The organism is Luteibacter sp. (assembly GCF_035539195.1).
Classification (GTDB): domain Bacteria; phylum Pseudomonadota; class Gammaproteobacteria; order Xanthomonadales; family Rhodanobacteraceae; genus Luteibacter.
The window spans coordinates 226,626-251,146 of the sequence record NZ_DATLIW010000036.1 but is presented as its reverse complement, the minus strand read 5'-3'; the positions used below and the strand labels follow the sequence as shown (position 1 = coordinate 251,146).

Annotated in this window: 21 protein-coding genes; 14 read left to right on the top strand and 7 right to left on the bottom strand. The window is 65.8% G+C overall.

Annotation, left to right across the window (positions count from 1 at the left end; all coding sequences use genetic code 11):
- Positions 1 to 167 precede the first annotated feature (167 nt).
- Genes VM621_RS15090 through lpxK form a run of 4 tightly spaced genes read left to right on the top strand, consistent with a single transcriptional unit; the run spans position 168 to position 4,006 of the window.
- Positions 168 to 827 carry a MotA/TolQ/ExbB proton channel family protein gene (locus VM621_RS15090; protein WP_325469778.1) on the top strand — a complete coding sequence of 220 codons (660 nt, stop codon included), beginning with the start codon at positions 168 to 170 and terminating at the stop codon, positions 825 to 827.
- Between the two features lie 3 nt (positions 828 to 830).
- Positions 831 to 1,259, top strand: coding sequence for a biopolymer transporter ExbD (locus tag VM621_RS15085; RefSeq protein ID WP_325469777.1), 429 nt, complete (start codon positions 831 to 833; stop codon positions 1,257 to 1,259).
- Positions 1,256 to 3,028, top strand: coding sequence for a lipid A export permease/ATP-binding protein MsbA (gene msbA / locus VM621_RS15080; protein ID WP_325469776.1), 1,773 nt, complete (start codon positions 1,256 to 1,258; stop codon positions 3,026 to 3,028). The genes VM621_RS15085 and msbA overlap by 4 nt, the downstream gene beginning before the upstream one ends.
- Before the next feature lie 3 nt (positions 3,029 to 3,031).
- Positions 3,032 to 4,006: a tetraacyldisaccharide 4'-kinase gene (lpxK, locus tag VM621_RS15075; protein ID WP_325469775.1), complete on the top strand. Its 975-nt coding sequence runs from the start codon at positions 3,032 to 3,034 to the stop codon at positions 4,004 to 4,006.
- 198 nt (positions 4,007 to 4,204) lie between these two features.
- Here lpxK and VM621_RS15070 read toward each other — a convergent pair whose 3' ends face one another.
- The gene (locus tag VM621_RS15070; protein WP_325469774.1) at positions 4,205 to 4,654 is read right to left on the bottom strand and encodes a glycine zipper 2TM domain-containing protein; all 450 of its coding nucleotides are present in this window, start codon (positions 4,652 to 4,654) and stop codon (positions 4,205 to 4,207) included.
- A gap of 114 nt (positions 4,655 to 4,768) precedes the next feature.
- Here VM621_RS15070 and VM621_RS15065 point away from each other — a divergent pair, with 114 nt between their 5' ends.
- On the top strand, positions 4,769 to 6,181 hold the full coding sequence (locus VM621_RS15065) for a deoxyribodipyrimidine photo-lyase (RefSeq protein ID WP_325469773.1): 1,413 nt from the start codon (positions 4,769 to 4,771) through the stop codon (positions 6,179 to 6,181).
- On the opposite strand, the gene VM621_RS15060 is transcribed toward VM621_RS15065, so the two are convergent.
- A complete protein-coding gene (locus tag VM621_RS15060; RefSeq protein ID WP_325469772.1) occupies positions 6,147 to 7,334 on the bottom strand; it encodes a cation:proton antiporter in 1,188 nt (395 codons plus the stop codon). The genes VM621_RS15065 and VM621_RS15060 overlap by 35 nt on opposite strands.
- Positions 7,335 to 7,391: 57 nt before the next feature.
- Entirely contained in the window at positions 7,392 to 8,867 is a 1,476-nt protein-coding gene (locus VM621_RS15055) for an MFS transporter (RefSeq protein WP_325469771.1), read from the bottom strand.
- A gap of 44 nt (positions 8,868 to 8,911) precedes the next feature.
- Between VM621_RS15055 and ligA the strand changes: the two genes are divergently transcribed.
- The 3 genes from ligA to VM621_RS15040 are packed head-to-tail and all read left to right on the top strand — an operon-like array spanning position 8,912 to position 12,644.
- Entirely contained in the window at positions 8,912 to 11,302 is a 2,391-nt protein-coding gene (ligA, locus tag VM621_RS15050; protein WP_325469770.1) for an NAD-dependent DNA ligase LigA, read from the top strand.
- Complete coding sequence (epmA, locus tag VM621_RS15045; RefSeq protein ID WP_325469769.1) at positions 11,299 to 12,249, top strand: EF-P lysine aminoacylase EpmA; 951 nt, start codon at positions 11,299 to 11,301, stop codon at positions 12,247 to 12,249. Before ligA ends, epmA begins: the two co-directional genes overlap by 4 nt.
- Before the next feature lie 11 nt (positions 12,250 to 12,260).
- Positions 12,261 to 12,644: a VOC family protein gene (locus VM621_RS15040; RefSeq protein ID WP_325469768.1), complete on the top strand. Its 384-nt coding sequence runs from the start codon at positions 12,261 to 12,263 to the stop codon at positions 12,642 to 12,644.
- A 187-nt stretch (positions 12,645 to 12,831) separates the two neighbouring features.
- Here the strand turns inward: VM621_RS15040 and VM621_RS15035 are convergent, their stop codons facing one another.
- Both VM621_RS15035 and sbcB read right to left on the bottom strand, forming a co-directional pair.
- Positions 12,832 to 13,518, bottom strand: coding sequence for a DUF2461 domain-containing protein (locus VM621_RS15035; protein WP_325469767.1), 687 nt, complete (start codon positions 13,516 to 13,518; stop codon positions 12,832 to 12,834).
- Between the two features lie 8 nt (positions 13,519 to 13,526).
- Positions 13,527 to 14,957, bottom strand: coding sequence for an exodeoxyribonuclease I (sbcB, locus tag VM621_RS15030; RefSeq protein WP_325469766.1), 1,431 nt, complete (start codon positions 14,955 to 14,957; stop codon positions 13,527 to 13,529).
- A gap of 50 nt (positions 14,958 to 15,007) precedes the next feature.
- Between sbcB and orn the strand changes: the two genes are divergently transcribed.
- The 4 genes from orn (at position 15,008) to VM621_RS15010 (ending at position 19,121) form a co-directional block, all read left to right on the top strand.
- Positions 15,008 to 15,574: an oligoribonuclease gene (gene orn / locus VM621_RS15025; protein ID WP_325469765.1), complete on the top strand. Its 567-nt coding sequence runs from the start codon at positions 15,008 to 15,010 to the stop codon at positions 15,572 to 15,574.
- A 4-nt stretch (positions 15,575 to 15,578) separates the two neighbouring features.
- Positions 15,579 to 16,481 (top strand): dihydropteroate synthase, encoded by a 903-nt coding sequence (folP, locus tag VM621_RS15020; protein ID WP_325469764.1) that lies wholly within the window; start codon positions 15,579 to 15,581, stop codon positions 16,479 to 16,481.
- 281 nt (positions 16,482 to 16,762) lie between these two features.
- Complete coding sequence (gene glmM, locus VM621_RS15015; RefSeq protein WP_325469763.1) at positions 16,763 to 18,166, top strand: phosphoglucosamine mutase; 1,404 nt, start codon at positions 16,763 to 16,765, stop codon at positions 18,164 to 18,166.
- 19 nt (positions 18,167 to 18,185) lie between these two features.
- Entirely contained in the window at positions 18,186 to 19,121 is a 936-nt protein-coding gene (locus VM621_RS15010; RefSeq protein WP_325469762.1) for an isopenicillin N synthase family dioxygenase, read from the top strand.
- A gap of 208 nt (positions 19,122 to 19,329) precedes the next feature.
- Here VM621_RS15010 and VM621_RS15005 read toward each other — a convergent pair whose 3' ends face one another.
- A complete protein-coding gene (locus VM621_RS15005) occupies positions 19,330 to 20,226 on the bottom strand; it encodes a DMT family transporter (protein ID WP_325469761.1) in 897 nt (298 codons plus the stop codon).
- Positions 20,227 to 20,451: 225 nt separating this feature from the next.
- On the opposite strand from VM621_RS15005, the gene VM621_RS15000 reads away from it, so the two are divergent.
- Positions 20,452 to 21,306 (top strand): SDR family oxidoreductase, encoded by an 855-nt coding sequence (locus tag VM621_RS15000; RefSeq protein ID WP_325469760.1) that lies wholly within the window; start codon positions 20,452 to 20,454, stop codon positions 21,304 to 21,306.
- A gap of 49 nt (positions 21,307 to 21,355) precedes the next feature.
- On the top strand, positions 21,356 to 22,210 hold the full coding sequence (locus VM621_RS14995; protein ID WP_325469759.1) for an SDR family oxidoreductase: 855 nt from the start codon (positions 21,356 to 21,358) through the stop codon (positions 22,208 to 22,210).
- 45 nt (positions 22,211 to 22,255) lie between these two features.
- Here VM621_RS14995 and VM621_RS14990 read toward each other — a convergent pair whose 3' ends face one another.
- The gene (locus VM621_RS14990) at positions 22,256 to 24,424 is read right to left on the bottom strand and encodes an AsmA family protein (protein WP_325469758.1); all 2,169 of its coding nucleotides are present in this window, start codon (positions 24,422 to 24,424) and stop codon (positions 22,256 to 22,258) included.
- Positions 24,425 to 24,521 lie beyond the last annotated feature (97 nt).

Genomic DNA, 24,521 nt, shown 5'->3' with positions numbered 1-24,521 from the left:
CCACAGGGATATGGCTCCCACAGGGATACGGCTCCCACAGGGATACGGCTCCCACAGTGGAGCGGCTCCTGCAGCCGGGTGCACCTCTGCAAGTGTTAAGAGCGCCTCAGTCCCTGCGGCGGGCCCTGCTATGATGCCCGCCTGACTTTTGTTCATCCGGGGTTGACGTGCTCGAGATCCTTCTGGCTGGCGGCTGGGCGTTGCTGCCGATCCTCATCTGTTCGTTCGTTGCGCTGGCGATCGTCCTGGAGCGCTTCTGGGCCCTGCGTCGCGCGGCTGTCTTCCCCCCGGGCCTGGGCGCTGAAGTGCGCGAGTGGGCGCGTTCTGCCTCGCTCGACAACGCCCACCTGCAGGCACTCGAAAAGGGTTCTCCGCTGGGTGAGCTGTTCGCCGGTGCGCTCGCCGTGCGTGACCGCCCGCGCGAGATCATCAAGGAGCGCATCGAGGACACCGGTCGCCATGTGGTCCACCGCATGGAGCGCTACCTCAATACGCTCGGCACGGTCGCCCTCATCGGCCCGCTGCTCGGCCTGCTCGGTACGGTGATCGGTCTCATCCGCATGTTCCTCAGCGTGATGGCCGGCGGCATCGGCGATCCGACCAAGATGGCCGGCGGTATCGGCGAGGCGCTCATCTGCACGGCCTTCGGCCTGGTCGTCTCGATCCCGGCGTATGTGCTGCACCGCTATTTCCGCTCCAAGGTCGGCGGCTACGTCGTCCAGATGGAGAAGGAAGCCACCGCGCTGCTGGACGACCTGTCCGCGCCGCGCCCGGCACCGCGCCGTCGCACCGCTGCGCCGGAAGCCGCCACCTCGCAGGCTGGCTGATCCATGCGTATCGGTTCCCGTCGCGAGGACGATTTCGAGATCAACGTCATTTCGTTGATCGACGTGTTGTTGACCCTGCTGATGTTCTTCGTGCTCAGCACCACGTTCGTGCAGCACTCGCGCCTCAAGGTCAACCTGCCCAAGGCCGACAGCCAGGCGCGCGAGTCCACGGACAACGCGCTCACGATCGTCGTCGACCGTGACGGTCGTTATTCGGTCGGCAGCGACGAGGTGCTGGGTGAGGGTATCGAGCCGCTCAAGGCGGCCATCGAACGTGTCGCCGGCAACGACCGCGATCGCCTGGTGGTGATCCGCGCCGACGCCATGACGCCTCACCAGAACGTGGTTCGCGCGATGGATGCGCTCGGCCAGGTGGGATTCACCCGTCTGTCGATCGCGACCACGCCGAGCGAGGCGGGTCCGGCGCAGTGAGCAAGGAAAAAGTTTCGGTGTGGGATGCCAAGACCTGGCAGACATACAAGCGTCTGCTCGGCTACACGCGGCGTTTCCGGACGGCGGGCCTCATTGCCATCCTCGGCATGATCGTCGACCCGGTCTGCCTGTCGCTGTTTACCAGCCTGCTGAAGCCGTTGATCGACAATCTCTTCGTCGACAAGGATCCCTACACGATTTTCTGGATGCCAATCTGGATCATCGCGATCTTCGCGGTGCGCGGCGTGGCCTCGTACGCCACCGATTACGGCATCGCCTATGTCGGCCGCAACGTGGTGCAGGCCATCCGTATCGACGTCTTCGCCTCCTACCTTCGCCTGCCGGCCGCCTTTTTCGCCAAGGAGCCGTCGGGGCAGCAGATATCGCGCATCACCTACACCAGTGAGCAGGTGGCCTCCGCCTCGGCGGATTCGCTCAAGATGGCCATCACCGAGGGCCTCACCGTCGTCGGCATGCTTTGCGTGATGCTGTACTGGAGTGCCTACCTGGCGATGGCGCTGCTCGTGCTGGTGCCTTGCGTGGTGGTCATCGTGACCGTGATCAGCCGACGCTACCGGAAGATCAGCAAGCGGATCCAGGGCAACATGGGCAGCGTGACCAGCGCCGTGGAAGAAGCCGTCGCCGCCAATCGCGAGGTACGTATCTACGGTGGCCAGACGCGCGAGGGCGACCGCTTCAGCGAGATCGCCGAACGTCAGCGCCGTCTCAACCTGAAGATCTCGGCGACCAGCGCGGCCTCGGGAGCGACCATCCAGACGGTTGGCGCGGTGGCGCTCGCGACCCTGGTGTTCCTCGGGACGCGGCCGGGCATCATCGAGACGATCACCCCTGGCATCTTCACCGCCGTGCTCACGGCGATGGGCGGCATGTTGCCATCGCTGAAGCGACTGGCCGGCATCCAGGCGAACCTGCAGAAGGGCGTCACCGCGGCCGAAGACCTGTTCGAGATCATCGACACGCCGGCGGAAGTCGATACGGGCACCGAAGATCTTGTCCGCACCCGGGGCGACATCCGCTTCGAGAACATCCACCTGGTATACGAGCGCAACCACCACGTCGCCCTGCGTGGCGTGGACCTGGTCTGCAAGCCCGGTACGGTGACGGCCCTCGTCGGCCGCTCCGGCAGCGGCAAGTCCAGCCTCGTGAGCCTGCTGCCGCGTTTCTACCAGCCGACCGAAGGTCGCATCCTGGTCGACGGCCGCGATTACTCCCAGTACACGCTGCCTTCGCTGCGCCGGCAGATCGCCTGGGTGGGTCAGAACGTGGTCCTGTTCGACGACACCGTGGCGGCCAACATCGCTTATGGCGAAATGGCCGGTGCGTCCGAAGCCGACATCGTGGCGGCGGCCAAGGCGGCCAACGCGATGGAGTTCATCGAGCGCTTGCCCGACGGTTTGCAGACGCAGATCGGGCAGGGCGGTAACTCGCTTTCCGGTGGCCAGCGCCAGCGCATCGCGATCGCGCGCGCCATCCTCAAGAACGCGCCGATCCTCGTGCTTGACGAAGCGACCAGTTCGCTCGATACCGAATCGGAGCGGCTGATCCAGGATGCGTTGACGCGCCTCATGCGCGACCGCACCACGTTGGTGATCGCGCACCGTCTGTCGACGATCGAACACGCCGACCAGATCGCCGTCATGGATCAGGGCCGGGTGGTTGAGCTCGGCACGCACCGTGAACTCATTGAAAGCGGTGGCCAGTACGCGGCCCTGCACCGCATGCAGTTCCACGACCAAGCGGCGAGCTGAGCGGTGGGCCTCGGCGCCTCACTGCAACGGCGCTGGTATGGCGGCGGTACGCCGCCGCTCTGGACGCGGCCATTGGAGGCGCTGTATCGCTCTGTCGTGCGGCGTCGCGCCGAGGGCTTCCGCAAGCATCCGTCCTCGGTGGTGAGGCTGTCCGTGCCGGTCGTGGTGGTCGGTAACATCACCATCGGCGGCACCGGCAAGACGCCGTTGATCGTGGCCCTGGCGGCAGCGATGTCGGCACGTGGGTTCGTGCCGGGCGTGGTGAGTCGCGGTTACGGCGGCAGCGAACGCGGGCCGTATCTGCTCGGCGGTCAGGACGATCCGGCGATCGTCGGCGACGAGCCCAGCCTGATCCGCCAGAGCGGCGTGCCGGTGGCGATCGGGCGTGGCCGTCCGGAGGCGGCACAGCTGTTGGTCGATGCGGGTTGCGATCTGATTCTTGCCGATGACGGGTTACAGCATCATCGGCTCGGCCGCGATGTCGAGATTTGCGTGATCGATGGCGAGCGTCGCCTCGGAAACGGACATCTGCTTCCTGCAGGCCCCCTGCGCGAACCGGCGAGTCGCCTGGACGAGGTCGACTTCGTTGTCGTCAACGGCGGTACGCCGGGTGCGGGCGAGATCGGCATGACCCTGGAAGGGGGTGTGGCGATCAATATGGCGGATCCGTCGCTCGCGGCGCCTTTGACGGAGTTTGCCGGCCGTCCCGCCCATGCCGTCGCCGGCATCGGCAACCCCGCGCGTTTCTTCGGCAGTCTCGCGGCGCAGGGCATCGCGGTCGATGGCCATCCCTTTGCAGACCATCACGCGTTCACGCGCGACGACTTCACCTTCGCCGATGGCTGCCCTGTCCTGATGACGGACAAGGACGCGGTGAAGTGTCGTGACTTTGCGCGTTCGAACTGGTGGCGCGTGCCGGTGCGCGCCGTGCTCCCCGACGCTTTCTACGACGCCATCGCGGCAAGAGTGCGCGCGTAGGCGCCAATGCAATGGCGATAAGGTCTCACCGTGTCGGTCGGCCGAATAGACGATGTCTTGGCCATTTGCGGTCGGCGGGGCCATCCGAGGCATTCCCCCGACGGCCGGGAACAGGCCCCTGGTCGCAGGGGTGGGCGAACCCATGAAAAAGGCCGACCCGATGGGCCGGCCTTCGAAGCCACGGAACGACTTGCCGCGTTACTGCACGCGCTGGACGTTCCCCTTCTCGTCGACGACCACGATGTCACCCTCGCGGATGGACGAGGCATCGGCCACCTGGACATTGGTGTAACCGCCGGCGCCCATCTTCAGGCGCAGGGTGTAGCTCTCGCTGCCACCGCCCTTGCCGATGGCGTTGCCGGCGAAGCCGCCGCCGACCGCGCCGGCGACCGTGGCGACCTTGCGGCCGTTGCCGCGACCGACCTGGTTGCCCAGGACGCCGCCAGCGATGGCGCCGATCACCGCGCCTGCCGTGCCGTGGTCACGGCCCTGGGTGACATTGCGCTCGATGCTCTGGACCACGCCGCACTGGTCGCAGCGGACATAGATGCCGTCGGCCCGGGTGATCGTGGCGGCCGAGGCCGGTGCGACTGCCGCGGTGGCGAGCAGGGCGGCCATGGGAATGCCGAGGACGGTCTTGAAATTCATGGATATCTCCTTTCGGGCGGCAGGCAGGGGTAGCCGCATGGGCACAGTCTAAGCATCGCGGCTGAATGGAGATAGAGCGATTCCGGCTTCACGCGTTGCATGGATACTAGGCGGATGAGTATCGCCATCCTCTGGTTCCGTCGCGATCTGCGTCTTGCAGACAATCCCGCTCTCAGCACAGCTGTGGCCGCCCACGAAAAGGTGCTCCCGCTGTATGTCCACGCCCCTGAAGAGGACGGCGAATGGGCGCCCGGCGCCGCGAGTCGCTGGTGGCTGCACCACTCGCTGGCCGCCCTGGACGCTTCCTTGCGCGTGCACCACGGCAGCCTGCAAATCCGGCATGGATCCAGCCTGGACGCCTTGCGCGCTGCCATAAAGGCGAGCGGTGCGACCGCGGTCTACTTCAACCGGCTCTACGAGCCGAGGGCGATCGCCCGAGACAAGGCGGTACGACGCGCCCTGGAAGCCGACGGCATCGAGGTGGCATCGTTCAACGCCGCCCTTTGGTGCGAGCCCTGGGACATCGCCACCCAGCAGGACGAGCCGTATCGGGTGTTCACCCCGTTCTGGCGAAATCTGCGCCCGCGCATCGACGAGGTCGGTCCACTGGACGCGCCTGCGAATCTCTCTCTGGTCGCCTTGCCGGAAACCTCGGCCCTCGATGCCCTCGGCCTGCTGCCCACGCTCGACTGGGCGCGTGGCTTCGCCGAATGGACGCCAGGCGAGCGCGGCGCACAGGAGATGCTCGGCCTGTTTGCCGACGATGCCGTGGGGCATTACGTGGAAAGCCGCGACATACCTGCACGACACGGCACCTCGCGCCTGTCGCCGCACCTGCACTTCGGCGAGATATCGCCTCAGCAGGTCGCCGCAGGCTTACGCGAGCAGGTGACAAAGCGGACGAATGGCGCCGACATCGAGCCTTATCTCAGGCAGCTCGGCTGGCGCGAGTTCGGCCACCACCTTCTCTACCACTTCCCGAAAACGCCGAAGGAGAACTTCAACCCGAAGTTCGACGCCTTCCGCTGGGAGAAACGCGACGCCCATGCGCTGAAGCGCTGGAAGCAAGGCAGGACAGGCATTCCGATCGTCGACGCCGGCATGCGCGAGCTGTGGGCTACGGGCTGGATGCACAACCGCGTGCGCATGCTGGTCGCCAGCCTGCTGACCAAGAACCTTCTCCAGCATTGGCTGCTCGGCGAAACCTACTTCTGGGACACCCTGGTCGATGCCGACCTCGCCAACAACGCGATGGGCTGGCAATGGGTCGCCGGCAGCGGCGCGGATGCCGCGCCGTACTTCCGCATCTTCAATCCGGTGACGCAGTCGGAGAAGTTCGACCCGGACGGCGCGTACATCCGCCGCTGGGTTCCCGAACTGGCGCAGGCGAAAGGGCGCCTCGTCCACGCGCCATGGGAAGACGAGGCCTTCCTGAAAGCGTCGGGCTATCCGCCGCCGCTGGTCGACCTCAAGCGTAGCCGTGAGGACGCGCTCACGGCGTACCAGGCGGCCCGGAGCGGTCCTTGAGCAGCAGGGCGAGCACCGGCGGCGTGACCATGGCGGTGAGCAGGGACATCGCCACGATGACCGCGTAGATCGTCTCGTCGAAGACGCCGGCCGCGAGTCCGAGCGACGCGATGACGACGCCCACTTCGCCGCGCGGCACCATGCCGAAGCCGACGATCAGCGCGCCGCGGCGGCCCAGCGACATCGAACCGAGGTAGCCACCGGCCAGCTTGGAGACGATGGCGATGAGCGTGACCACGGCGAGCATGCCCAGCGCGCTGGCGCTGGCCAGCGCCGAGAGGTTCACCTTGGCGCCGGTGACGACGAAGAAGAACGGCGTGAGAAAGGCCAGCAAGGGCGCGGTCTGTTCTTCCAGCTGATGCCGCTGGCTGGTTTCCGAGGCGATCATGCCGGCGAGGAAGGCACCGATGATGGCCGCCAGGTGGAACTTCATCGAGAGGAAGGCGAGGCCCAGGCACAAGGCCAGTACGATCGCCAGCGGCGACATGGGGTTGCTGGGCTTGTCCAGCCACCCCGAGCCGCGACGCATGACGCGGGTGCCGCCCCAGCCGATCACGGCCACGAAGCCGATGGCGCCCACCAGGGTGCCGACGAGGCCGCCGACGTCCACCGCGCCACCGCCTTGCAACGAGGACACGATACCGAGCAGGAGCATGGCCAGGATGTCGTCGATCACGGCGGCACCGAGGATGATCCGCGCCTCGCGTCGCTGCAGCACGCCGAGCTCCTGCAGCACGCGCGCGGTGATGCCCGCCGAGGTGGCGACGAAGGCGGCGGCGACGAACATCGAGCGGATCCAGTCGAAACCGGAGCCATGCGCCCAGACGGCGCCGAGTACGAAGGGAATCACCACGCCGAGGACGCCGACCATGAACGCGCTGGCGCCGACCTTCTTCAGGTCGTCGAGTCGCGTTTCCAGTCCGACTGAGAAAAGGAGCAGGATGACGCCGATTTCGGCGAGCACATCCAGTGGTGTACCGGTAGCGATATCGGGCAGGGTGACCCAACCCAGGGCCGAGGGACCGACGACGCAGCCGGCGGCGATTTCGCCCACCACGGCCGGCAAACGCAGGCGTTGCGCGATCTCGCCGCCGATCTGCGCGGCGACGAAGATGATGAAGAGGGTTAGCAGGATGCCTGCGGAATCATGCATGGGATCGTTCCTGATCGAAGCCGACAAAGAGGGTGCGGTAGTCCCGAGGGTAACCGTTTATGCCGTCACGTCGGCCACTTTGCCAGCCCGTGTCTCGCGCAGGCGGCTGAAGATCCAGCTGGCGGCGAGGGTGACCATGCCCAGCACGATCACCGACCAGCGGAACGCCCAGACATAACCCTGCGCATTGTGCGAGCCCAGGAAGCCACCCATGAGCAGGGACGCGAGGGCGATGCCGAAGCTCATCGACAGGTACTGGGCGGTCGAGGCCATGGATGACGCCATGGATGCATGGCGTACGTCGAGGTCCACGTAGGCCAGGGTGTTCATCGAGGTGTACTGCAGCGACATGAAAGCGCCGTACACGTAGACGAAGCTCGCAATGATCCACATCGGCGTTTCCGTGGTGAGCAGGGCGAACGAGCACAGCACGATGGAGACGGCGATCGTATTGCCGAGCAACAGGCGGCGATAGCCGAAGTGCGTCAGCAGCCGGTGGATGAACGGCTTGACCGTGATCGAGCCGATCGCCTGCGGGACCATCATCAGGCCCGCGCGCAGGGGCGACCAGCCGCAACCGATCTGCAGGAACAAGACCAGCAGAAGGTACATGCCGGATACGCCAAGCCGGGTGAACAGGTTGCCGGCGAGCGACACCCACACGCTGCGCACCTTCAGCAGCGAGAGATCGCTCACCGGGTGCTCGGTGCGGCGGCTGTGCCGGACATAGAGCAAACCCAGGCCCAGCGCGGCGACCGCGTAGCCGGTGACGCTCAGCCAGTGCCCGGAAGAGCCCACCGTTTCCGCGGCCATCAGGAACAGGGCCGAGGCGCCGGCGAAAAGGAGGAAGCCCGTCGTGTCGAAGCGATTGGCCCGCTCCAGGCGGTACTCGGGCATCTCGCGGCGATTGAGCACGAGACCGACGATGCCGACCGGCACGTTGATCAGGAAGATCAGCCGCCAGTTGGTGAATTCCACCAGCGCGCCGCCCAGGAGCGGTCCGAACACCGAGCCGAGCAGGCCGAAGGTGGCCACCGTGGTCATGGCGCTGACGAATTCACGGCGGTCGATGCTGCGCACCAGCACGTAGCGGCCGACGGGCATCAGCGCGGCGCCGCCGAGTCCCTGGACGATGCGCGACGCGACCAGTTCGGGCAGCGTCTGTGCGAGACCGCAGAGCAGGGAGCCCAGGGCGAACACGGTGATGGCGCCGCCGAAAACGCGCCGTGTGCCGAACCGGTCGCAGAGCCAGGGGCTCATCGGAATGAAGATGGCCAGGGTCAACACGTAGCTGGTCAGCGCCGTGCGCATGCTCAACGGGCCCACGTCCAACGCGTCCGCGATGGCCGGCACGGCGGTGTTCACGATCGTCGAATCCAGCGCCTGCATGAAAAAAGCGGCCGAAACCAGCCAGATGAGGCCGCGGTATCGGGCCCTGCTCGAGGGCTCCGCGGGCGCGAGCGCCGGGCGGTCGGTGGAGAGGGCGTGGACGTCGGTCGGCGGGATGATTTCGATGACGTCGTGGGGTGGCATGGCTGTAACATTATAGACGAACAGACGCCTGACGGACCCCGCACATGCCCCCAGCCTCCGCCCCGGTCGATGCCGTCGAGCGCGCCGCCGACCTCCGTCGCCGCCTCGAAGATGCCAATTATCGCTATCACGTGCTCGACGATCCCACCCTCGCCGACGCCGAATACGATCGCCTGATGCGTGAGTTGGAGGCCCTGGAAGCCCGGTATCCGGTGCTGGCCGTCGCCGATTCGCCCACCCGCCGCGTTGGTGCGCGCGCGCAGGGCGGCTTTGCCGAAGTCACGCACGCGGTGCCCATGTTGTCGCTGGGCAACGCCTTCGAGCAGGAAGGCGAGACCGATCGCGAAACGTTTCGCGAAGTGGCCGACTTCGAGCGCCGTATCGAGCAGACGCTGGACCGCAAGGACCCCGTGTTCTCGGTCGAGCCCAAGCTCGACGGCCTGGCCATCAGCCTTCGCTACGAAGACGGCGTGTTCGTGCAGGGCGCGACGCGCGGCGATGGCGCGGTCGGCGAAGATGTCACCGCCAACCTGCGCACCGTCAAGGCGATTCCGCTGCGCCTGCGCGGCGAAGGTTGGCCGCGCATGCTCGAAGTGCGTGGCGAAGTCATCATGCCGCGCGCCGCATTCGAGGCCTTCAACGAGCGCGCCCGTGCGGCGGGCGAGAAGCCGCTGGCCAACCCGCGCAATGGCGCAGCCGGTTCGCTGCGTCAGCTCGATCCCGCGATCACCGCGAAGCGGCCACTCGCTTTCTTCGCCTACGCGGTGGGTCGTGTCGAAGGCGGCGAACTGCCGGCGACGCATTCGGCGACGCTGGCGAAGCTGCGCGACTGGGGCTTTCCCGTATCGCCCGAGGTGTCCACGGCGAAGGGGTTCGACGGCCTGCTCGCCTACTTCCGCAAGATCGGTGCGAAGCGCGACAGCCTGCCGTACGACATCGACGGCGTGGTCTACAAGCTCGACGATTACGACGGCCAGCGCGAAATGGGATTCGTCTCGCGCGCGCCGCGCTGGGCCATCGCGCACAAATATCCCGCACAGGAGCAGACGACCACGGTGGAGGCGATCGAGATCCAGATCGGCCGTACCGGCGCGGCCACGCCGGTCGCGCGGCTCACGCCCGTGCAAGTGGGCGGCGTGACGGTCACCAATGCCACGCTGCACAACGCCGATCAGGTCGCGCGCCTGGATGTGCGCGTTGGCGATACCGTGATCGTGCGCCGCGCCGGCGACGTGATTCCGGAGGTCGCCCGCGTGGTGGAAGAGCATCGCCCGGCGAACACCGTGCCCTGGAAAATGCCGGCGGCCTGCCCAGTATGCGGTTCCGAACTGCTGCGCGAAGAAGGCGCCGCGGCGTATCGTTGCTCCGGTGGGCTCATCTGTGCCGCACAGCGCAAGGAGGCATTGATCCACTTCGCCTCGCGTCGCGCCATGGACATCGACGGCCTGGGCGATCGCTTCGTCGACGCGCTGGTCGAATTCGACATGGTGCATACGCCGGCCGATCTCTACGCGCTCACCGTCGAGCGCTTCGTGCAAATGAAGACGCTGGCGGACGAGCGCGACGGCTCCACGCCGGAAACGGTGAAGCAGGGCAAGGTCGCCACGAAGTGGGCCGAGAACCTGGTCGAGGCGATCCAGGCCAGCAAGAGATCCACGCTGCCCCGCTTCCTCTTCGGCCTGGGCATCATGCATATCGGCGAGAGCACGGCGAAGACGCTGGCCTCGTGGCTTGGCTCGCTGGAACACGTACGGCACACGCCGGCACCGGTGTTGCGCGTGCTGCCGGACATCGGCGACGAGGTGGCCAGGTCCATCGCGGCGTTTTTCGAGCAGGAGGGCAACCAGAAGGTGGTCGATGCCTTGCTCGACGCCGGTATCACCTTTGCCGACGAGGGTGCGCCTTCGCCGAAGCTGCGCGAACGCCTGGGTCTGGACGTGCTGCTCGATGCGGCGAAGGTGGCGAAGCTCGGGCCGAAGAGCACGAGCATCCTCGCCAGGAACTACGCCAGCCTCGACGCGCTCGTGAAGGCCGGCGAGCACCAGTGGATCGTCGCCGGTGTGCCACAGGCGGCCGCCTCGAACCTCACCGCCACGCTGGCCGACCCCGAACGCGTCGCCGAACTGCGTCGTGCCGACGAGGCCATGCGGTCCCTGGCAGCGGCCCTGCCGGCAAGGGCTGCGAGTGCGTTGCCGCTCGAAGGCATGACCTACGTGATCACCGGTACGATGGAAACGCTCAAGCGCGACGATGCCACCGAACGGCTCGAGTCGCTCGGTGCGAAAGTGGCCGGTTCGGTGTCGAAGAAGACCACGGGTGTGTTCGCCGGCGAGGCCGCCGGTTCGAAGCTCGACAAGGCCAACGAACTCGGCGTGCCGGTGTATACGGAAGCCGACCTGCTGGCATTGCTGACCGATCACGGTGTGGCGCCATGAAGGATATGAAGCACCTGCGCCTTCGTGCGAGCACCTATGCGGCGATTCGCTCGTTCTTCGACGAGCGGGGTGTGCTCGAAGTCGAGACGCCCATCCTCTCCGCCGCAGGCAACACCGACCCGAACATCCAGAGCTTCCATGCCAGCTTCAGCGGTCATGTCGACGCGGGGGCGCGTGAACGCTGGTTGCGCACGTCACCGGAATTTCCGCTGAAACGGTTGCTCGCGGCCGGTGTGGGTGACTGCTACGAGCTGGGGCGCGTGTTCCGCAACGGCGAGGCCGGCGGTCGGCACAATCCCGAATTCACCATGCTCGAGTGGTATCGCGTCGGTTGGGACCATAACCGCCTCGCGCGCGAGGTGATCGACCTGCTCGAGCGCCTCCTCCTCGAAGCCGGGCGTGCGTTCGAGATCGTCGAGACCACGTACCGCGGGTTGTTCCACGACACGCTGGGCGTGGACGCGCTGCTGGATCCGATCGAAGCGCTGAAGAAGCCGCTGGCGGACGCCAACATCAACGGCGAGGGCCTGGAGCGGGACGACTGGCTCGACCTGTTGCTGACGCATCGCATCCAGCCGGAATTCCCGCGCGATCGGGTGACGATTGTCGCGGAGTTTCCGGCGAGCCAGTGTGCGCTGGCGCGGATTCGTCAGAGCCATCCGCCCGTCGCCGAGCGGTTCGAGGCATACGTAGGACCCTACGAGGTGGCGAATGGCTACCACGAGTTGAACGATCCCACCGAGCAGCGGGCACGATTCGAGCGTGACAACGCCAAGCGTCGCGCCCGTGGTGACGCCGAGGTGCCGATGGACGAGCGGTTGTTGGCGGTGCTGGGGGACATGCCTGCGTGTGCCGGGGTGGCCCTGGGCATCGAGCGGTTGCTGATGGTGCTGGCGGACACGGACGCGATTGCGGAGGTGCTGGCGTTTCCGTTCGCCGAGGCATGATGGAACGCCGCATGCTCGAAGCCATCCACCACGTCGCGATCATCTGCGCCGACTATCCGCGGTCGAAGGCTTTCTACACCGAAACCCTCGGCCTGAAGGTCATCCACGAAACCTACCGCGAAGCCCGCGATTCCTGGAAACTCGATCTCGAGGTGAGCCCCGGCGTGCAGTTGGAGCTGTTTTCCTTCCCGTCGCCGCCGCAGCGGCCGTCACGGCCGGAGGCGCAGGGGTTGCGCCACCTGGCGTTTGTGGTGAGCGATGTCGAGGCCGTCGTCGCGACGCTGGCGCAGCGCGGCGTCGTGTGCGAACCGATCCGTGTGGATGAGTTCACCGCGAAGCGATTCACGTTCTTCGCCGATCCGGACGACTTGCCGATCGAGTTGTACGAGCGGTGAAGCGGCGGTGACTTGTTCCGTGTGGGAACCATGAAGCCATCGTTCCGTGTGGGAGCCATGAAGCCATCGTTCCGTGTGGGAGCCGCTTCAGCGGCGATGCCCTTCAACCATGAAGCCATCGCCGCTGAAGCGGCTCCCACAGAAAGCGGCTTCCGTGGAAATGGATTTCCACGGAAGCAGGCTCTTTCTAGAACTCCAGCTCCTGGGCCGCACAAAGGTAATCGACCATCGGCGCCAGCCGTTTGAAGGCGTCGACGACGAATGGCAGCAACTCCGCAGAACACGCCAGGTCTTCGTCGAAATTCTGCCCGGCGGCGAAATTCTTTCGCTTCAGGTCCTCGATCAACTCGTGGTTCGGGTCGAACCCGCGCGGTGGACGCGTCAAGCTCTCGCCCCAGAATTCGAAGCGCTCGCGAAACGCCTTCGTGTGCGTGGCGCGCTTCCAGGAATCCGGGTTGTCGGCCAGGAAGTCCCGCAGCTTCTTCAGCACCGGCGGTTCCGGATGCCACATGCCGCCGCCGGCGAAGCACTCGCCGGGCTGGATGTGCAGGTAGAAACCCGGCGCCTGGATCTCGTGGCGTCGCTCGTGGAAGAAGCGCGAGCCCTGCCAGCCCTTGTACGGCTGCTTGTCGCTGGCGAAACGTGTGTCGCGATGGATGCGGTACAGCGAGCCGCCCACCTTGCGTGTGTCGGCGCGGAAATGCGGGCTGATCTTCTTCAGCGGGGCGTCGAGGTCGCCGATCAAGGCCAGGAAGGGCTCGCGCACATGGCGCTCGTAGTCGTCCTTGTGCTCGTGGAACCACTCGCGGTTGTTGTGGCGCATGAGCGATTTGAAGAAGCGAAACGTCGCGGGCGTGAAATACGTCTTGGCCATGGGTCGGGTCAGTTCAGGGCGAGTTCGAGGCCCCACGCTTCCAGCTCGTCGAGCAGGGCGAGGGGCGAGCCGGGCAGGGCGCGCAGGGCGGTGAGTTCGGCGTTGTAATCGTCGAGGGTGAGCGTGGTCAACGTGCTGTGCCGGGTAAGCCGGTCCACACGGAAGGCTTGCCAGCGTGCCTGCTCTTCGGGGTTCAGCGTCTCCGGCCAGTTGCGTGCGCGATAGCGGAACAGCAGTTCCGGATAACGTGGGTCGCGGAAGTTGAACGGACGCGTTGCCAGCTGGTCCGGCGGCGTCGCGCGCACCTCGCCGAGAAGGCGGCGGTCCGCATCCGGCAGGAAGCCACCGTAGAGGGCGAGTTCGGGATCGTCAGCCGCAGGCGGCGAGCCGGCCTGGCCGTAGATGCGGCGTAGCTTTTCGGCGAGGCCGTCGGCCTTGCGCAGCATCTCGAGATGGCGTTCCACCGCGGCCATGTCCAGCCCGAGGCGGCCGTGGTCGGCGCCCTTGAGTACGGACAGCGGCGCCAGGGCCGGCGCCGTGTTCGCGCGCACGGTGCGCAGGGCGATGCGCTCCACGCCTTCGGGCAGGTCGGCACGGGAGGTGAAGACGCGGTCGGCCACGTCGTCATCGTCCAGTGCCAGCAGGTCGGAGGGATCGGCGCTCAGGTCGTAGACGATCACTTCGCCGGCGCGCGACGGGTGCGCCGCCAGCGGCGCAATCACGGTCAGGCAATGGCGACTCGCCGGGTAACGTGAAGACACGTGCACCACCGGGGTCATGGCCGCCACGTCGAGCAGTTCGAACACGCGCTGCTTGCGGCGCAGGGCGAAGTACCAGTCCCACAGCTTCGGCTGGTGCCGGCGGATCAGGCGGGCCAGGGCGATCAGGGCCTCGACGTCGGACAGCGCGTCGTGCGCGCGGTCCTGCTTCAGGGCGTTGGCCGTCGCCAGGTGCTCCAGCTTGAAGCTGGGGCTGCCGTCTTCCCGTGTCGGCCAGACGATGCCCTCGGGACGAAGCGCTTCACACAGGCGCACCAGGTCGATCAGGTCCCAGCGCGAATTGCCGTTCTCCCACTCCCGCCCATAGGGATCGTAGAAGTTCCGATACAGGAGGTGGCGGGTGAATTCGTCGTCGAAGCGCAGGGAGTTGTAGCCGACCGTGCAGGTGCCCGGGGTAGCCAGCTGCTCGTGGATCGCCGCCGCGAACTCCGCTTCCGGCAGGCCTTCACGCTCGGTCAGCTGGGGAGCGATGCCGGTGATCAGGCAGGCGGCCGGCTGCGGCGGCATGTCCCGCGGCGGCTTGCAGTAGATCATCAGGGGCTCGCCGACCACGTTCAGGTTCGCGTCGGTGCGGATGCCGGCAAACTGGCTGGGGCGGTCCCGACGGGGGTCGGCGCCAAAGGTTTCGTAGTCGTGCCAGAAGAAGGTCGGTTCGGCCATCCGGGAATGATCGCATAGGCTAGACTGCGCGGTACTTCCAAGGAGAACCCATGACGCCCGCACACGAAGACAACCTCATCTGGATCGACCTGGAGATGACGGGTCTGGACACGGACAACGACTCCATCCTGGAGATCGCCACGATCGTGACGGATAAGGATCTGAACGTGCTGGCCGAAGGCCCGGTCTTCGCCATCTCGCACAGCGACGCCCGCCTGCAGAAGATGGATACCTGGAACCGTAACCAGCACCAGCGCTCGGGCCTGTGGGGCCGTGCGGTCGAATCCGACGCCACGCCCGAGCAGGCCGAGGAAGCCACCATCGCCTTCCTCAAGCAGTGGGTGCCGGCCGGCAAGTCGCCCATGTGCGGCAACTCCATCTGCCAGGATCGCCGCTTCCTGCATCGCGAGATGCAAAAGCTGGAACGTTACTTCCACTACCGCAACCTCGACGTGTCCACGCTGAAGGAACTCTCGCGCCGCTGGTCGCCCGAGATCTCGCGTGGCTTTGCGAAGGACTCCGCGCACACGGCGCTGTCGGACATCCGCGACTCGATCGACGAGCTGCGCTATTACCGCCGCTTCATGGGCCCGATGGCGGGCACCCAACAGGGTTGAGCGCATGAACGACCCCTTCGCCACTGTATTGGACTGCAATGGCCGCGCCCTGGTCCTCGACCGGCCGCGCGTGGTCGGCATCGTCAACGTCACGCCGGATTCGTTCTCCGATGGCGGCCGCTACGACAACCTCGACGCCGCCTACGCCCACGCGCTGAGGCTGGTCGAAGAGGGCGCCGATATGCTCGACATCGGTGGCGAGTCCACCCGTCCCGGTGCCGACGACGTACCCGCCGAGGACGAGATTCGCCGCGTGCTGCCGCTGATCGAGCGCCTCGCCGCGGCGACCACGGTGCCGTTGTCCATCGACACCTCCAAGCCGGAAGTGATGCGCGCTGCCGTGGGCGCCGGCGCCGGCATGATCAACGATGTCTACGCGCTGCGCCGCGAGGGCGCCCTGGACACCGCCGCCGAGCTGCGCGTGCCCGTGTGCCTGGTGCACATGCAGGGCGAGCCGCGTGGCATGCAGGAGGCGCCGGATTACGACGACGTGGTCGGCGATGTCCATCGCTTCCTCACCGATCGCCTGTTTTCCTGCGAGTTGGCCGGCATCGACCGCAAGCGCGTGCTTGTCGACCCGGGCTTCGGATTCGGCAAGAACCTCGAGCACAACCTCGCCCTGTTGCGCGCCACGGCCCGTTTTGCCGAGTTGGGGGCCGGCGCCTACGTGGGTGTGTCCCGCAAGTCGATGATCGGTGCCATGACGGGCCGCAACGATCCCGCGTCCCGCGTGCACGGCTCGGTGGCCGCGGCCCTGATCGCCGCCCAGCGGGGTGCCATCCTGGTCCGTGTGCACGATGTGGCGGCCACGGTGGACGCCCTGGCGGTCTGGGCCGCCGTGAAAGCCGGCGACACCGCCCCGCGCCACGACAAACCCTCGATGCCCCGCTGGCCCGACGACGACTAAAAGCGGCTGCAACCCTCCTTCTGTAGGAGCCGATTCATCGGCGATCGGGTGCTGGCCGTGACCTGGCCCGCTGCCGCGGGATCGCCGATGAATCGGCTCCTACACACGAGCCCGCTGCCGCGGGATCGCCGATGAATCGGCTCCTACACAGGAGTCAGCATCCTCGGTCCGTCCCAGGCCCGCATCCTCGGTCCGTCCCACGAAAGTGCTACAGGCCTTTGGAATATCTGATTAAAGGTGCTGTCGGAGTATGCTTCTCCGTCCACGGCAGGATGACTGGCATGAGCGAGCGTAAATACTTCGGCACCGACGGCATTCGTGGCCACGTGGGCACCTATCCGATCAGCGCGGACTTCATTCTTCGCCTCGGCCGGGCCCTGGGCGCCGTGCTGGCGCGCCGCCGCGCCGCCGACCAGCGTGGCGTCGGGGCCGGTCCGGACCGACGCGACCATGGCCGCAAGGTCACCGTGGTGATCGGCAAGGACACCCGCGTTTCCGGCTATATGTTCGAGTCGGCCCTGGAGGCGGGCCTGGTCGCGTCGGGCGCGGACGTCCGCCTGCTCGGTCCGATGCCCACCCCGGCGGTCGCCTTCCTGACGCGCTCGCTGCGAGCCGACGCGGGCATCGTGATCAGTGCCTCGCACAATCCGCACCAGGACAACGGCATCAAGTTCTTCTCCGCCCAGGGCGAGAAGCTCGACGATGCCCTGGAGGCCGAGATCGAGGCCGAACTGGACGCCGACTTCGTCACCGTGGCCTCCGAGGCACTGGGCAAGGCCAGCCGCATCGACGACGCCGTGACGCGTTACGCCGAATTCTGCAAATCCACCGTGGCCGACGAGTTCACCCTCAATGGGCTGCGCGTGGTGCTCGACTGCGCCCACGGCGCCACCTACCAGGTCGCGCCGAAAGTGTTCCGTGAGCTGGGCGCGGAGGTCTCGACCATCGGCGCCGAGCCGAACGGCCTCAACATCAACCACGGCGTCGGTTCCACGGACCCGGCTGCCCTGGCCAAAGCCGTCGTCGAGCGCGGCGCGGATCTCGGCATCGCCTTCGATGGCGATGGCGACCGCGTGCGTATCGTCGATCGCGACGGCAGCGTGACCGACGGCGACGACATGCTCTACGTCATCGCCCGACACTGGAAGCGCCGTGGCAGCCTGCCGGGCCCGGTCGTCGGCACGCTCATGAGCAACTACGGCCTGCAGCGCGCTCTCAAGCAGATGGATATCCCCTTCATCCGTGCCAACGTGGGCGATCGCTATGTGCTCCAGCAGCTGAAGGAGTACGGCGGCGTGCTCGGCGGCGAGACCTCCGGCCACGTGCTCTGCCTGGACCGCTTCACCACCGGCGATGGCATCGTCGCGGCGCTGGCCCTGCTCGAAGCCTTGGCCGACGACAACGAAACCTTCGCCCAGGCCCGTGCCGACCTCGTCAAGCTGCCGCAGACCATGCTCAACGTGCGCGTCGAGGGTGCGAAGGCGGCCTTGGGTAGCGAATCGGTGAAGCGCGTGCTGGAAGAGGTGGAAGCGGTGCTCGAAGGGCGTGGCCGCGTGGTCCTGCGCGCCTCGGGCACCGAGCCGCTGGTCCGCGTGACGATCGAGGCGGCCGACGCCGCCGAGGTGGACCGGCTGGCGGCGAGACTGGCGGACGCCGTAAAATCGGCGGCTCAGGCGACCGCCTGACGCCTCCACCGGACTTCGCATGAAAAAGGTTCCCACCCTCGATATCCGCCGCTATGACACCGACCGCGAGGCCTTCGTGGCCGAGCTGGGCGCGGCTTATCGTGAATTCGGCTTCTGCTGTATCAGCGGCCACGGTATCCCTGCCGAGGCCGTCGACGGCGCCTACGACGCATTCAAGCGCTTCTTCGCCCTGCCGGACGAGACCAAGCGCAAGTACCACATCCCCGGTGGTGGTGGCGCGCGTGGCTATACGCCCTTCAAGGTCGAGACAGCAAAAGACAGCAAGTTCGCGGATCTGAAAGAGTTCTGGCACATCGGTCGCGAGATCCCACGCGACTCCAAGTTCGCCGAGGTGATGCCGCCCAACGTCTGGCCGAGCGAAGTGCCGGATTTCGAAGCGAAGGGCTATGGCATCTACGAGGCGCTGGACCAGCTCGGTGCCCGCGTGCTGCGCGCCCTTGCCCTGCATATCGACCTGCCGGAGAACTTCTTCGACGACAAGATCGATTCGGGCAACTCCATCCTGCGTCCGATCCATTACCCGCCGATCGTCCAGGATGACGTCCCCAACGTGCGCGCTGGCGCTCACGAGGACATCAACTTCATCACCCTGCTGGTCGGTGCCAGCGCCGAGGGTCTGGAAGTGCTCACGCGCGAAGGCGACTGGCTGCCCATCACGACCGAAGGCGACGCCATCGTGGTCAATATCGGCGATATGTTGCAGCGCCTGACCAACCACGTTTACCCGTCCACGACGCACCGGGTGACCAACCCGCAGAATGCGAACGCTCGCAAGCCACGGTATTCCGTGCCGTTTTTCCTGCACCCGAATCCGGACGTCGTTCTCGACGTGCTGCCATCCTGCATCTCGCCAGACAACCCGAAGCGCTACCCGGAGCCGATCACGGCCCACGAGTACCTGCTCGAGCGCCTGCGCGAAATCAAGCTCATCTGACGAAGCCTTAGCGGGTTTTTTACCGGGAGGGTTCACCATGGACCCTCCCGGTCCTGTTTCCGGAGTACCCCGTGAAGACATCCAGCCCGCTACTGCGAGCGAAGCGTTCGTCATCCCAGAATTCCTCGGCGCGAAAGAAAGGCGCCGCAAGGTCGGCAGCCGAGCGCGCTCGCCGCCAGCGCACGGTTTCGTCGCGCGGTGGTCGCCGCTAAGGCGCGACCAGATCCGAGGCATCGGCAGGCTCGCCCCGGTGTAACAGCGGATGCGCGAACACCGCGCCGATGATCACCGCTACGCCCAGGTAGAACGTCCACCCCAGCTCCCGCTGCTCGCCGAGCAAGGGAATCGCCAGGACGATCGCGTAAACCGGCTCCAGGTTCGTCACCATCTGTGTGGCGAATGCCGTGAGGTGCCGCAGCGCGGCCAAGGCCATGGCGAACGGCAGCAAGGTGCATCCGTAAGCGAGTACGACGATCAAGGCGCTGTCGTGCAGGCTCGGCAGCACGAAGGCCGGCGACGCCATGAACGGCGCGAGCAGGGTCAGGAAGAGGGTCCCGGTACCCAATTCGACGCAGGTCACCGTGAGCGCGTCCGCGCGATCGATCAGCCGCTTGTTGAACGCGCTGAAAAACGCGACGAACAGCGCGGACAGGACACCGATCGCCAGGCCGAGCCGCATGTCGCCCGGCACGCCACCGGCCACCAGTGCGACGCCTGGGACCACCGCCGCGCCGATCAACAACTCGCGCGCATCGAAACGGCGACCGGCAACCAGGGGTTCGACGATAGCGAGGAACACGGGGCACAAGGCAATGCAGGTCGCCGCGACGGATGCATTGGCGAGCTTGATCGCGCCGTAGAACGTGAGCCAGTGCAGCGCGACGATCACACCGATGCCTGCATAGGAGAGCAGCAGTCCTGGCGACAGGGCGCGAAGCCCGCGCCACACACGCGGCACACAGAGCAGGGTGGCCGACACCAGCAACATGCGCCACCACACCAGCGGCAACGCCGCCAGCGTGATCACCTTGCCGAGGATGGCGGTAAAGCCCCAGAGCAGGACGCAGAAGTGGATCTGAAGATGGGCTTTGCGGGAAGGCAGCATGCCCGCAAGCTTGCGGCAAAACGCAGTGCTTGTGTAGGAGCCGATTCATCGGCGAGCTCTGCGTCGGGTTCGGGAGACGGCCATATTCGGACGACCCCCGCACGGTAGCGATCGTATCTGCCGTTTCCGGTCGCGCCTACAACCGATGGCGTATTCCTAACGCATGCCCCTCGGGGCTAGAACGGAGGCAGTGAAGCGCCACCCCCGAAGCTCATGGAGTGAGTGATGGTAAACCCGATGGATCATCCTTTGCGTAACAGGTTAGTGCTCATCACTGGCGGAGGGCGCGGCATCGGTCGCGTGTACGCGGAGCATCTCGCGTCCAAGGGCGCCAGAATGGTGCTGGCAGCACGATCCGCCGACGAACTCGATGACGTTGCCAGCGCCATCGAGGCAGACGGTGGATCGGCCTCGAGCTACCCCGTCGATGTCACCGACGCTGTCGCCGTGCGGCATCTGATCGATCGTGTCGAGGACGAGAAGGGTCCGATCGACGTATTGATAAATAATGCAGGGACCCGCGGTCCCATCGCCAATGCCTGGGAGTGCCAATGGGAGGAGTGGTGGCAGGCGATTCAGGTGAACCTTGGGGGCGCCGCCGCTTTTAGTCACGCAGTGATTCCGAGGATGGCGGCGCGCCGCAGGGGGACGGTGGTCAACATCGTCAGCGAAGCGGGGGTGTATCGCTGGCCTACCCTCTCTGCCTACTCGGTGTCAAAAGCGGCGCTCATCAAGTTCAGCGAAAACGTGGCCTTGGAGTGCCGGGATGTCTCTGTGAGCGTGTTCGCGTACCACCCGGGACTCCTGCCTATCGGGCTGGCAACCGAAGCGATGAATGTGCCCGCTTCGGCAACGCTTGCCGAGGCGAGAGTCGCAGCGTGGTTCCGCGCTCAGCTCAACACGGACGCTGCGGCTTCCCCGGAAGCGTCTGCCAGACAACTGGTCTCGTTGCTGTCTGGCGCCTATGACGGCCTGACCGGTCGCTACATCAGCGTGCACGACGATCTGGATCTTCTGGTCGAGCGCGTCGGAAATCCGGTTGCGGCCAAAGACTATCGAATGTTGCGTGCGGGCGCCTGACCGGCTTTGACGTCCACCATCGCATTTAACCCAACTCATGGAGCGAGTGATGCCAATACTCATGGATTCCACGTTGCCCGGATCGTTGGCCTTCATTACGGGTGGCGGCCGTGGCGTGGGTCGGCTGTTTGCACTTCGCCTGGCATCCGAAGGTGTCACGGTGGTACTGATCGCTCGGTCGAGAACGGAGCTCAAAAGCGCGGCCCGCGAGATCAGCGAGTGTGGTGGAAGGGTCTTCACCTTCGTCGTCGACGTGACGAACCGGCGCGCCGTACGACGTGTCGTCGAACGAGTGGAGCGCACGATCGGGCCGATCGATGTGTTGATCAACAACGCGGGTATCGTCGGTCCCGTCGGCAACACGTGGGAATGCAGGTGGAAGCACTGGTGGTCCACGATTCAGATCAACGTGGGAGGCACGGCCGTCGTCAGCGAGGCCGTTATCCCGAAGATGGTCGGGCGCGGACACGGTCGCATCGTCAACATGGTCAGCCACGCGGGCGCGTATCGCTGGCCGACAGTCTCCGCGTATTCGGTGTCGAAAGCCGCGCTGATCAGGTTCAGTGAAAATCTCGCCCTCGAATGCAGCCGCTTCGGGTTGCAGGTGTTTGCGTACCATCCCGGGTTGCTGCCTCTGGGAATGACGAACGCGGCCGCGGCGTTACACGGCTCTTCCGTCGCCGCTGAGGCAAAGATCGGGGCGTGGTGCCGCGCCCAGATGGCATCGGACAAGGCGGCGTCCCCGGAGAGGGCAGCCACGCAGCTGGTGAAGCTGTTGTCTGGGTCGTATGACGAACTGACGGGTCGGTACATCACCGAGAGCGATGACCTGGATGCTTTGGTTATCCGGGCGCGCGACGTGGATGCATACAACGACTACCTCATGTTGAGGCCGCAGGTGTGATGTTGTAGGAGCCGATGCATCGGCTCCTACCGAGAAGGTGGCGTTCTATTTCTTGCGGGCGTCCGCCTGGGCCTGGGTCTTGCCCGGGGGCGGGGCCTTCGGCGGGGCGCTCTTGAGGTCGTCGAGCAGCGGCTTGCACTGGGTGGCGTCGGCCTTGCCGCTTTCGGGAACGGCGAGGGCGGCGACGGCAGCGACCGGGGCGGCAAAGACGGCGAGCGCGACGGCACCGCCACCGCGAAGGATCAGAGGTCCCGAATGCACGCCCACCGACGGGTTCTTCATTGTGCCGTGCACGTAAAGCGGCGAGCGCAGTGAGAAGATTCGGAAGCCCTTCGTGTGCGGCACGATATCGAGGTTGAGCTTCTCGCTCTTGAAGTCGATGTCGCCGGTGACGTTGATCAACGCTTTCTCGGTATCGAAGGCGAACAGCTTCGAATCCATGTCGCCGTTGGTGCTGACAAGGTCGGCCGCCATGCAGTTGATCTTCACCGTCTCGTCGCCGAACAGTTTGTTGACCGCGTAGCTGCCGACGTTGAGGCCGGCAAGCTCGAGCAGCGAACTGCTGACGGCGCCGTCGTTGATCAGCAACTTGATCTCACCGTTGGAGCTGCCGAGCAGGGCGGCGGGAGAGTTGCCCACGGCGGTCAGCGAGGCATCGCCGTTGAGCTCGCCCAGGGTCGTATCGCCCGGAGCCAGCTTCGGGAACAGCTCTTTCAGCTTCAGATGACGTGCGCCCATGTTGAACGTGCCCTTCATCGGCGTCTTCGAGCCATCGACGTGGATGTTGCTGCCGACCGTACCGCCGGCGACGCCGAACTTCAGCGGGTCCAGGGCAAGCATCGCGTCCTTCATGGTCAGGTGCGTGTAGAGGTTGTCCACCGGCAGGCGATCGCCATGCACGATATGGACGCCGGTAAACTCGACATCCGCATCCATCGCGTTCCAGCGATCGGTCTTGAAGGGCTCGACGGGGATGACCTTGTCGTCGGGCTGCTTTACCGAATCGCCGCGCTCGCTCTTTTCCGCGTTCGAGCCGCCGCCGATCAGCGGGGCAAGGTCCGAGAAGAGCAGCTGGTTCGACTTCAGCTTGCCGGTGAGGCTGGGCCGCTGGCCGCCGGTATCAAAGGTGAGGCTGCCTCCGAGGTCGCTGCCGCCGACCTTGCCGGTGAAGTTGTCATACGTGAAGACACTCGCGCCCTTCTTGAGGTTGGCCTTCAGATGGCCCTCCGTCGCGAACGGCGGCGTATCCGGCAGGGTCACGCCGGTGAGGTCGTAGAGGTGCGACATGCTCGTGCCGGAGAACCACAGGCGGATGTCGAGCGCACCGACGTTCAGGGGGTCGGTCAGGGTGCCGACGAAGGCGATATGCGTGTCGCCGAAGCGTGCGTCGGCCTGAACCGGGAAGGGACGATTGGCGTCGCGCAGGGCGAGCACGCCGCCGGTCCTGGCCTTGGCCTCGACCGTGGACTTCTTGTACGTGCCCTTGGCGTCCCAGGCGAACAGATAGACCTGCTTCTTCTTGGTCTCGTCCTGGCGGTCCGCTTCCCCCGCGCCGTTCTTCGACATCGTCCTGGCGGTGGCGCCGTTGGTCTTCGCCGCCTGCGCGCGCGAATCCTTTTCCTGCTGCGCCATGATCTCGTCGAACGGAATGCCCTTGCCCAGCGGCGTCACATCGATGCCCATCGCGATCTGGTTGGTCGCGTCGTTGAAGTCGATGTGGCCCTTGTCGAAGGCGATCGCATCCAGCTCGAGCTGCCATTCGGACGGCCCGGTACTCTCGGGCATCTTGAACGTCCACGTGTTGTCGCCGTTCTTCACACGTTCCAGGTCGATATTCGGCTGACCCAGGCGGATTTCCGGCACGACGATGCGGTGCGAGATAAGCGGAAACGGCGAAAGCCGGAACTGCAGGGACTGCAGCGTCGCGAACTGCTTCGTCTTCGCCCAATCCGGATTGGCGACCGTGATATCGAGCGCGGTGAAGTGCGGCCACGGGATAAGGCTGACCAGCCCGTCTTCGCCGGGCTCGCGCGACCAGTGGGCCGAAAGGTCACCGTTGATGGCGAAGGGCCGGCCGATCGCCTCGGAAACCTTCTCGTTGATCGTCGGTTTCAGCCTGTTCCAGTCGAACAGGGCGATAAACAGAATGATCACGACAATCAGCAGGACAAAGATGCCCACCACCCACGCCACTATCTTCCTTCCACGCCGCATCGTGTCGCCTCCACTCCCATAACGGTGACAGAGGTAACCGTTGGCCCGACAAGGTTATGTGTTTATGGAGGGCAGCGGTTAAGCGAGGTGTAGCCGG

What these genes read in the sequence shown, in the direction of transcription:
- VM621_RS15060 (WP_325469772.1), bottom strand. Translation starts at nt 7,334, where the DNA reads ATGCATGATTCCGCAGGCATCCTGCTAACCCTCTTCATCATCTTCGTC.
- VM621_RS15035 (WP_325469767.1), bottom strand. Translation starts at nt 13,518, where the DNA reads ATGGCCAAGACGTATTTCACGCCCGCGACGTTTCGCTTCTTCAAATCG.
- VM621_RS15070 (WP_325469774.1), bottom strand. Translation starts at nt 4,654, where the DNA reads ATGAATTTCAAGACCGTCCTCGGCATTCCCATGGCCGCCCTGCTCGCC.
- glmM (WP_325469763.1), top strand. Translation starts at nt 16,763, where the DNA reads ATGAGCGAGCGTAAATACTTCGGCACCGACGGCATTCGTGGCCACGTG.
- VM621_RS15065 (WP_325469773.1), top strand. Translation starts at nt 4,769, where the DNA reads ATGAGTATCGCCATCCTCTGGTTCCGTCGCGATCTGCGTCTTGCAGAC.
- VM621_RS15000 (WP_325469760.1), top strand. Translation starts at nt 20,452, where the DNA reads ATGGTAAACCCGATGGATCATCCTTTGCGTAACAGGTTAGTGCTCATC.
- VM621_RS14995 (WP_325469759.1), top strand. Translation starts at nt 21,356, where the DNA reads ATGCCAATACTCATGGATTCCACGTTGCCCGGATCGTTGGCCTTCATT.
- folP (WP_325469764.1), top strand. Translation starts at nt 15,579, where the DNA reads ATGAACGACCCCTTCGCCACTGTATTGGACTGCAATGGCCGCGCCCTG.
- VM621_RS15055 (WP_325469771.1), bottom strand. Translation starts at nt 8,867, where the DNA reads ATGCCACCCCACGACGTCATCGAAATCATCCCGCCGACCGACGTCCAC.
- VM621_RS15005 (WP_325469761.1), bottom strand. Translation starts at nt 20,226, where the DNA reads ATGCTGCCTTCCCGCAAAGCCCATCTTCAGATCCACTTCTGCGTCCTG.
- epmA (WP_325469769.1), top strand. Translation starts at nt 11,299, where the DNA reads ATGAAGGATATGAAGCACCTGCGCCTTCGTGCGAGCACCTATGCGGCG.
- VM621_RS15040 (WP_325469768.1), top strand. Translation starts at nt 12,261, where the DNA reads ATGCTCGAAGCCATCCACCACGTCGCGATCATCTGCGCCGACTATCCG.
- ligA (WP_325469770.1), top strand. Translation starts at nt 8,912, where the DNA reads ATGCCCCCAGCCTCCGCCCCGGTCGATGCCGTCGAGCGCGCCGCCGAC.
- VM621_RS15085 (WP_325469777.1), top strand. Translation starts at nt 831, where the DNA reads ATGCGTATCGGTTCCCGTCGCGAGGACGATTTCGAGATCAACGTCATT.
- sbcB (WP_325469766.1), bottom strand. Translation starts at nt 14,957, where the DNA reads ATGGCCGAACCGACCTTCTTCTGGCACGACTACGAAACCTTTGGCGCC.
- VM621_RS15010 (WP_325469762.1), top strand. Translation starts at nt 18,186, where the DNA reads ATGAAAAAGGTTCCCACCCTCGATATCCGCCGCTATGACACCGACCGC.
- VM621_RS14990 (WP_325469758.1), bottom strand. Translation starts at nt 24,424, where the DNA reads ATGCGGCGTGGAAGGAAGATAGTGGCGTGGGTGGTGGGCATCTTTGTC.
- orn (WP_325469765.1), top strand. Translation starts at nt 15,008, where the DNA reads ATGACGCCCGCACACGAAGACAACCTCATCTGGATCGACCTGGAGATG.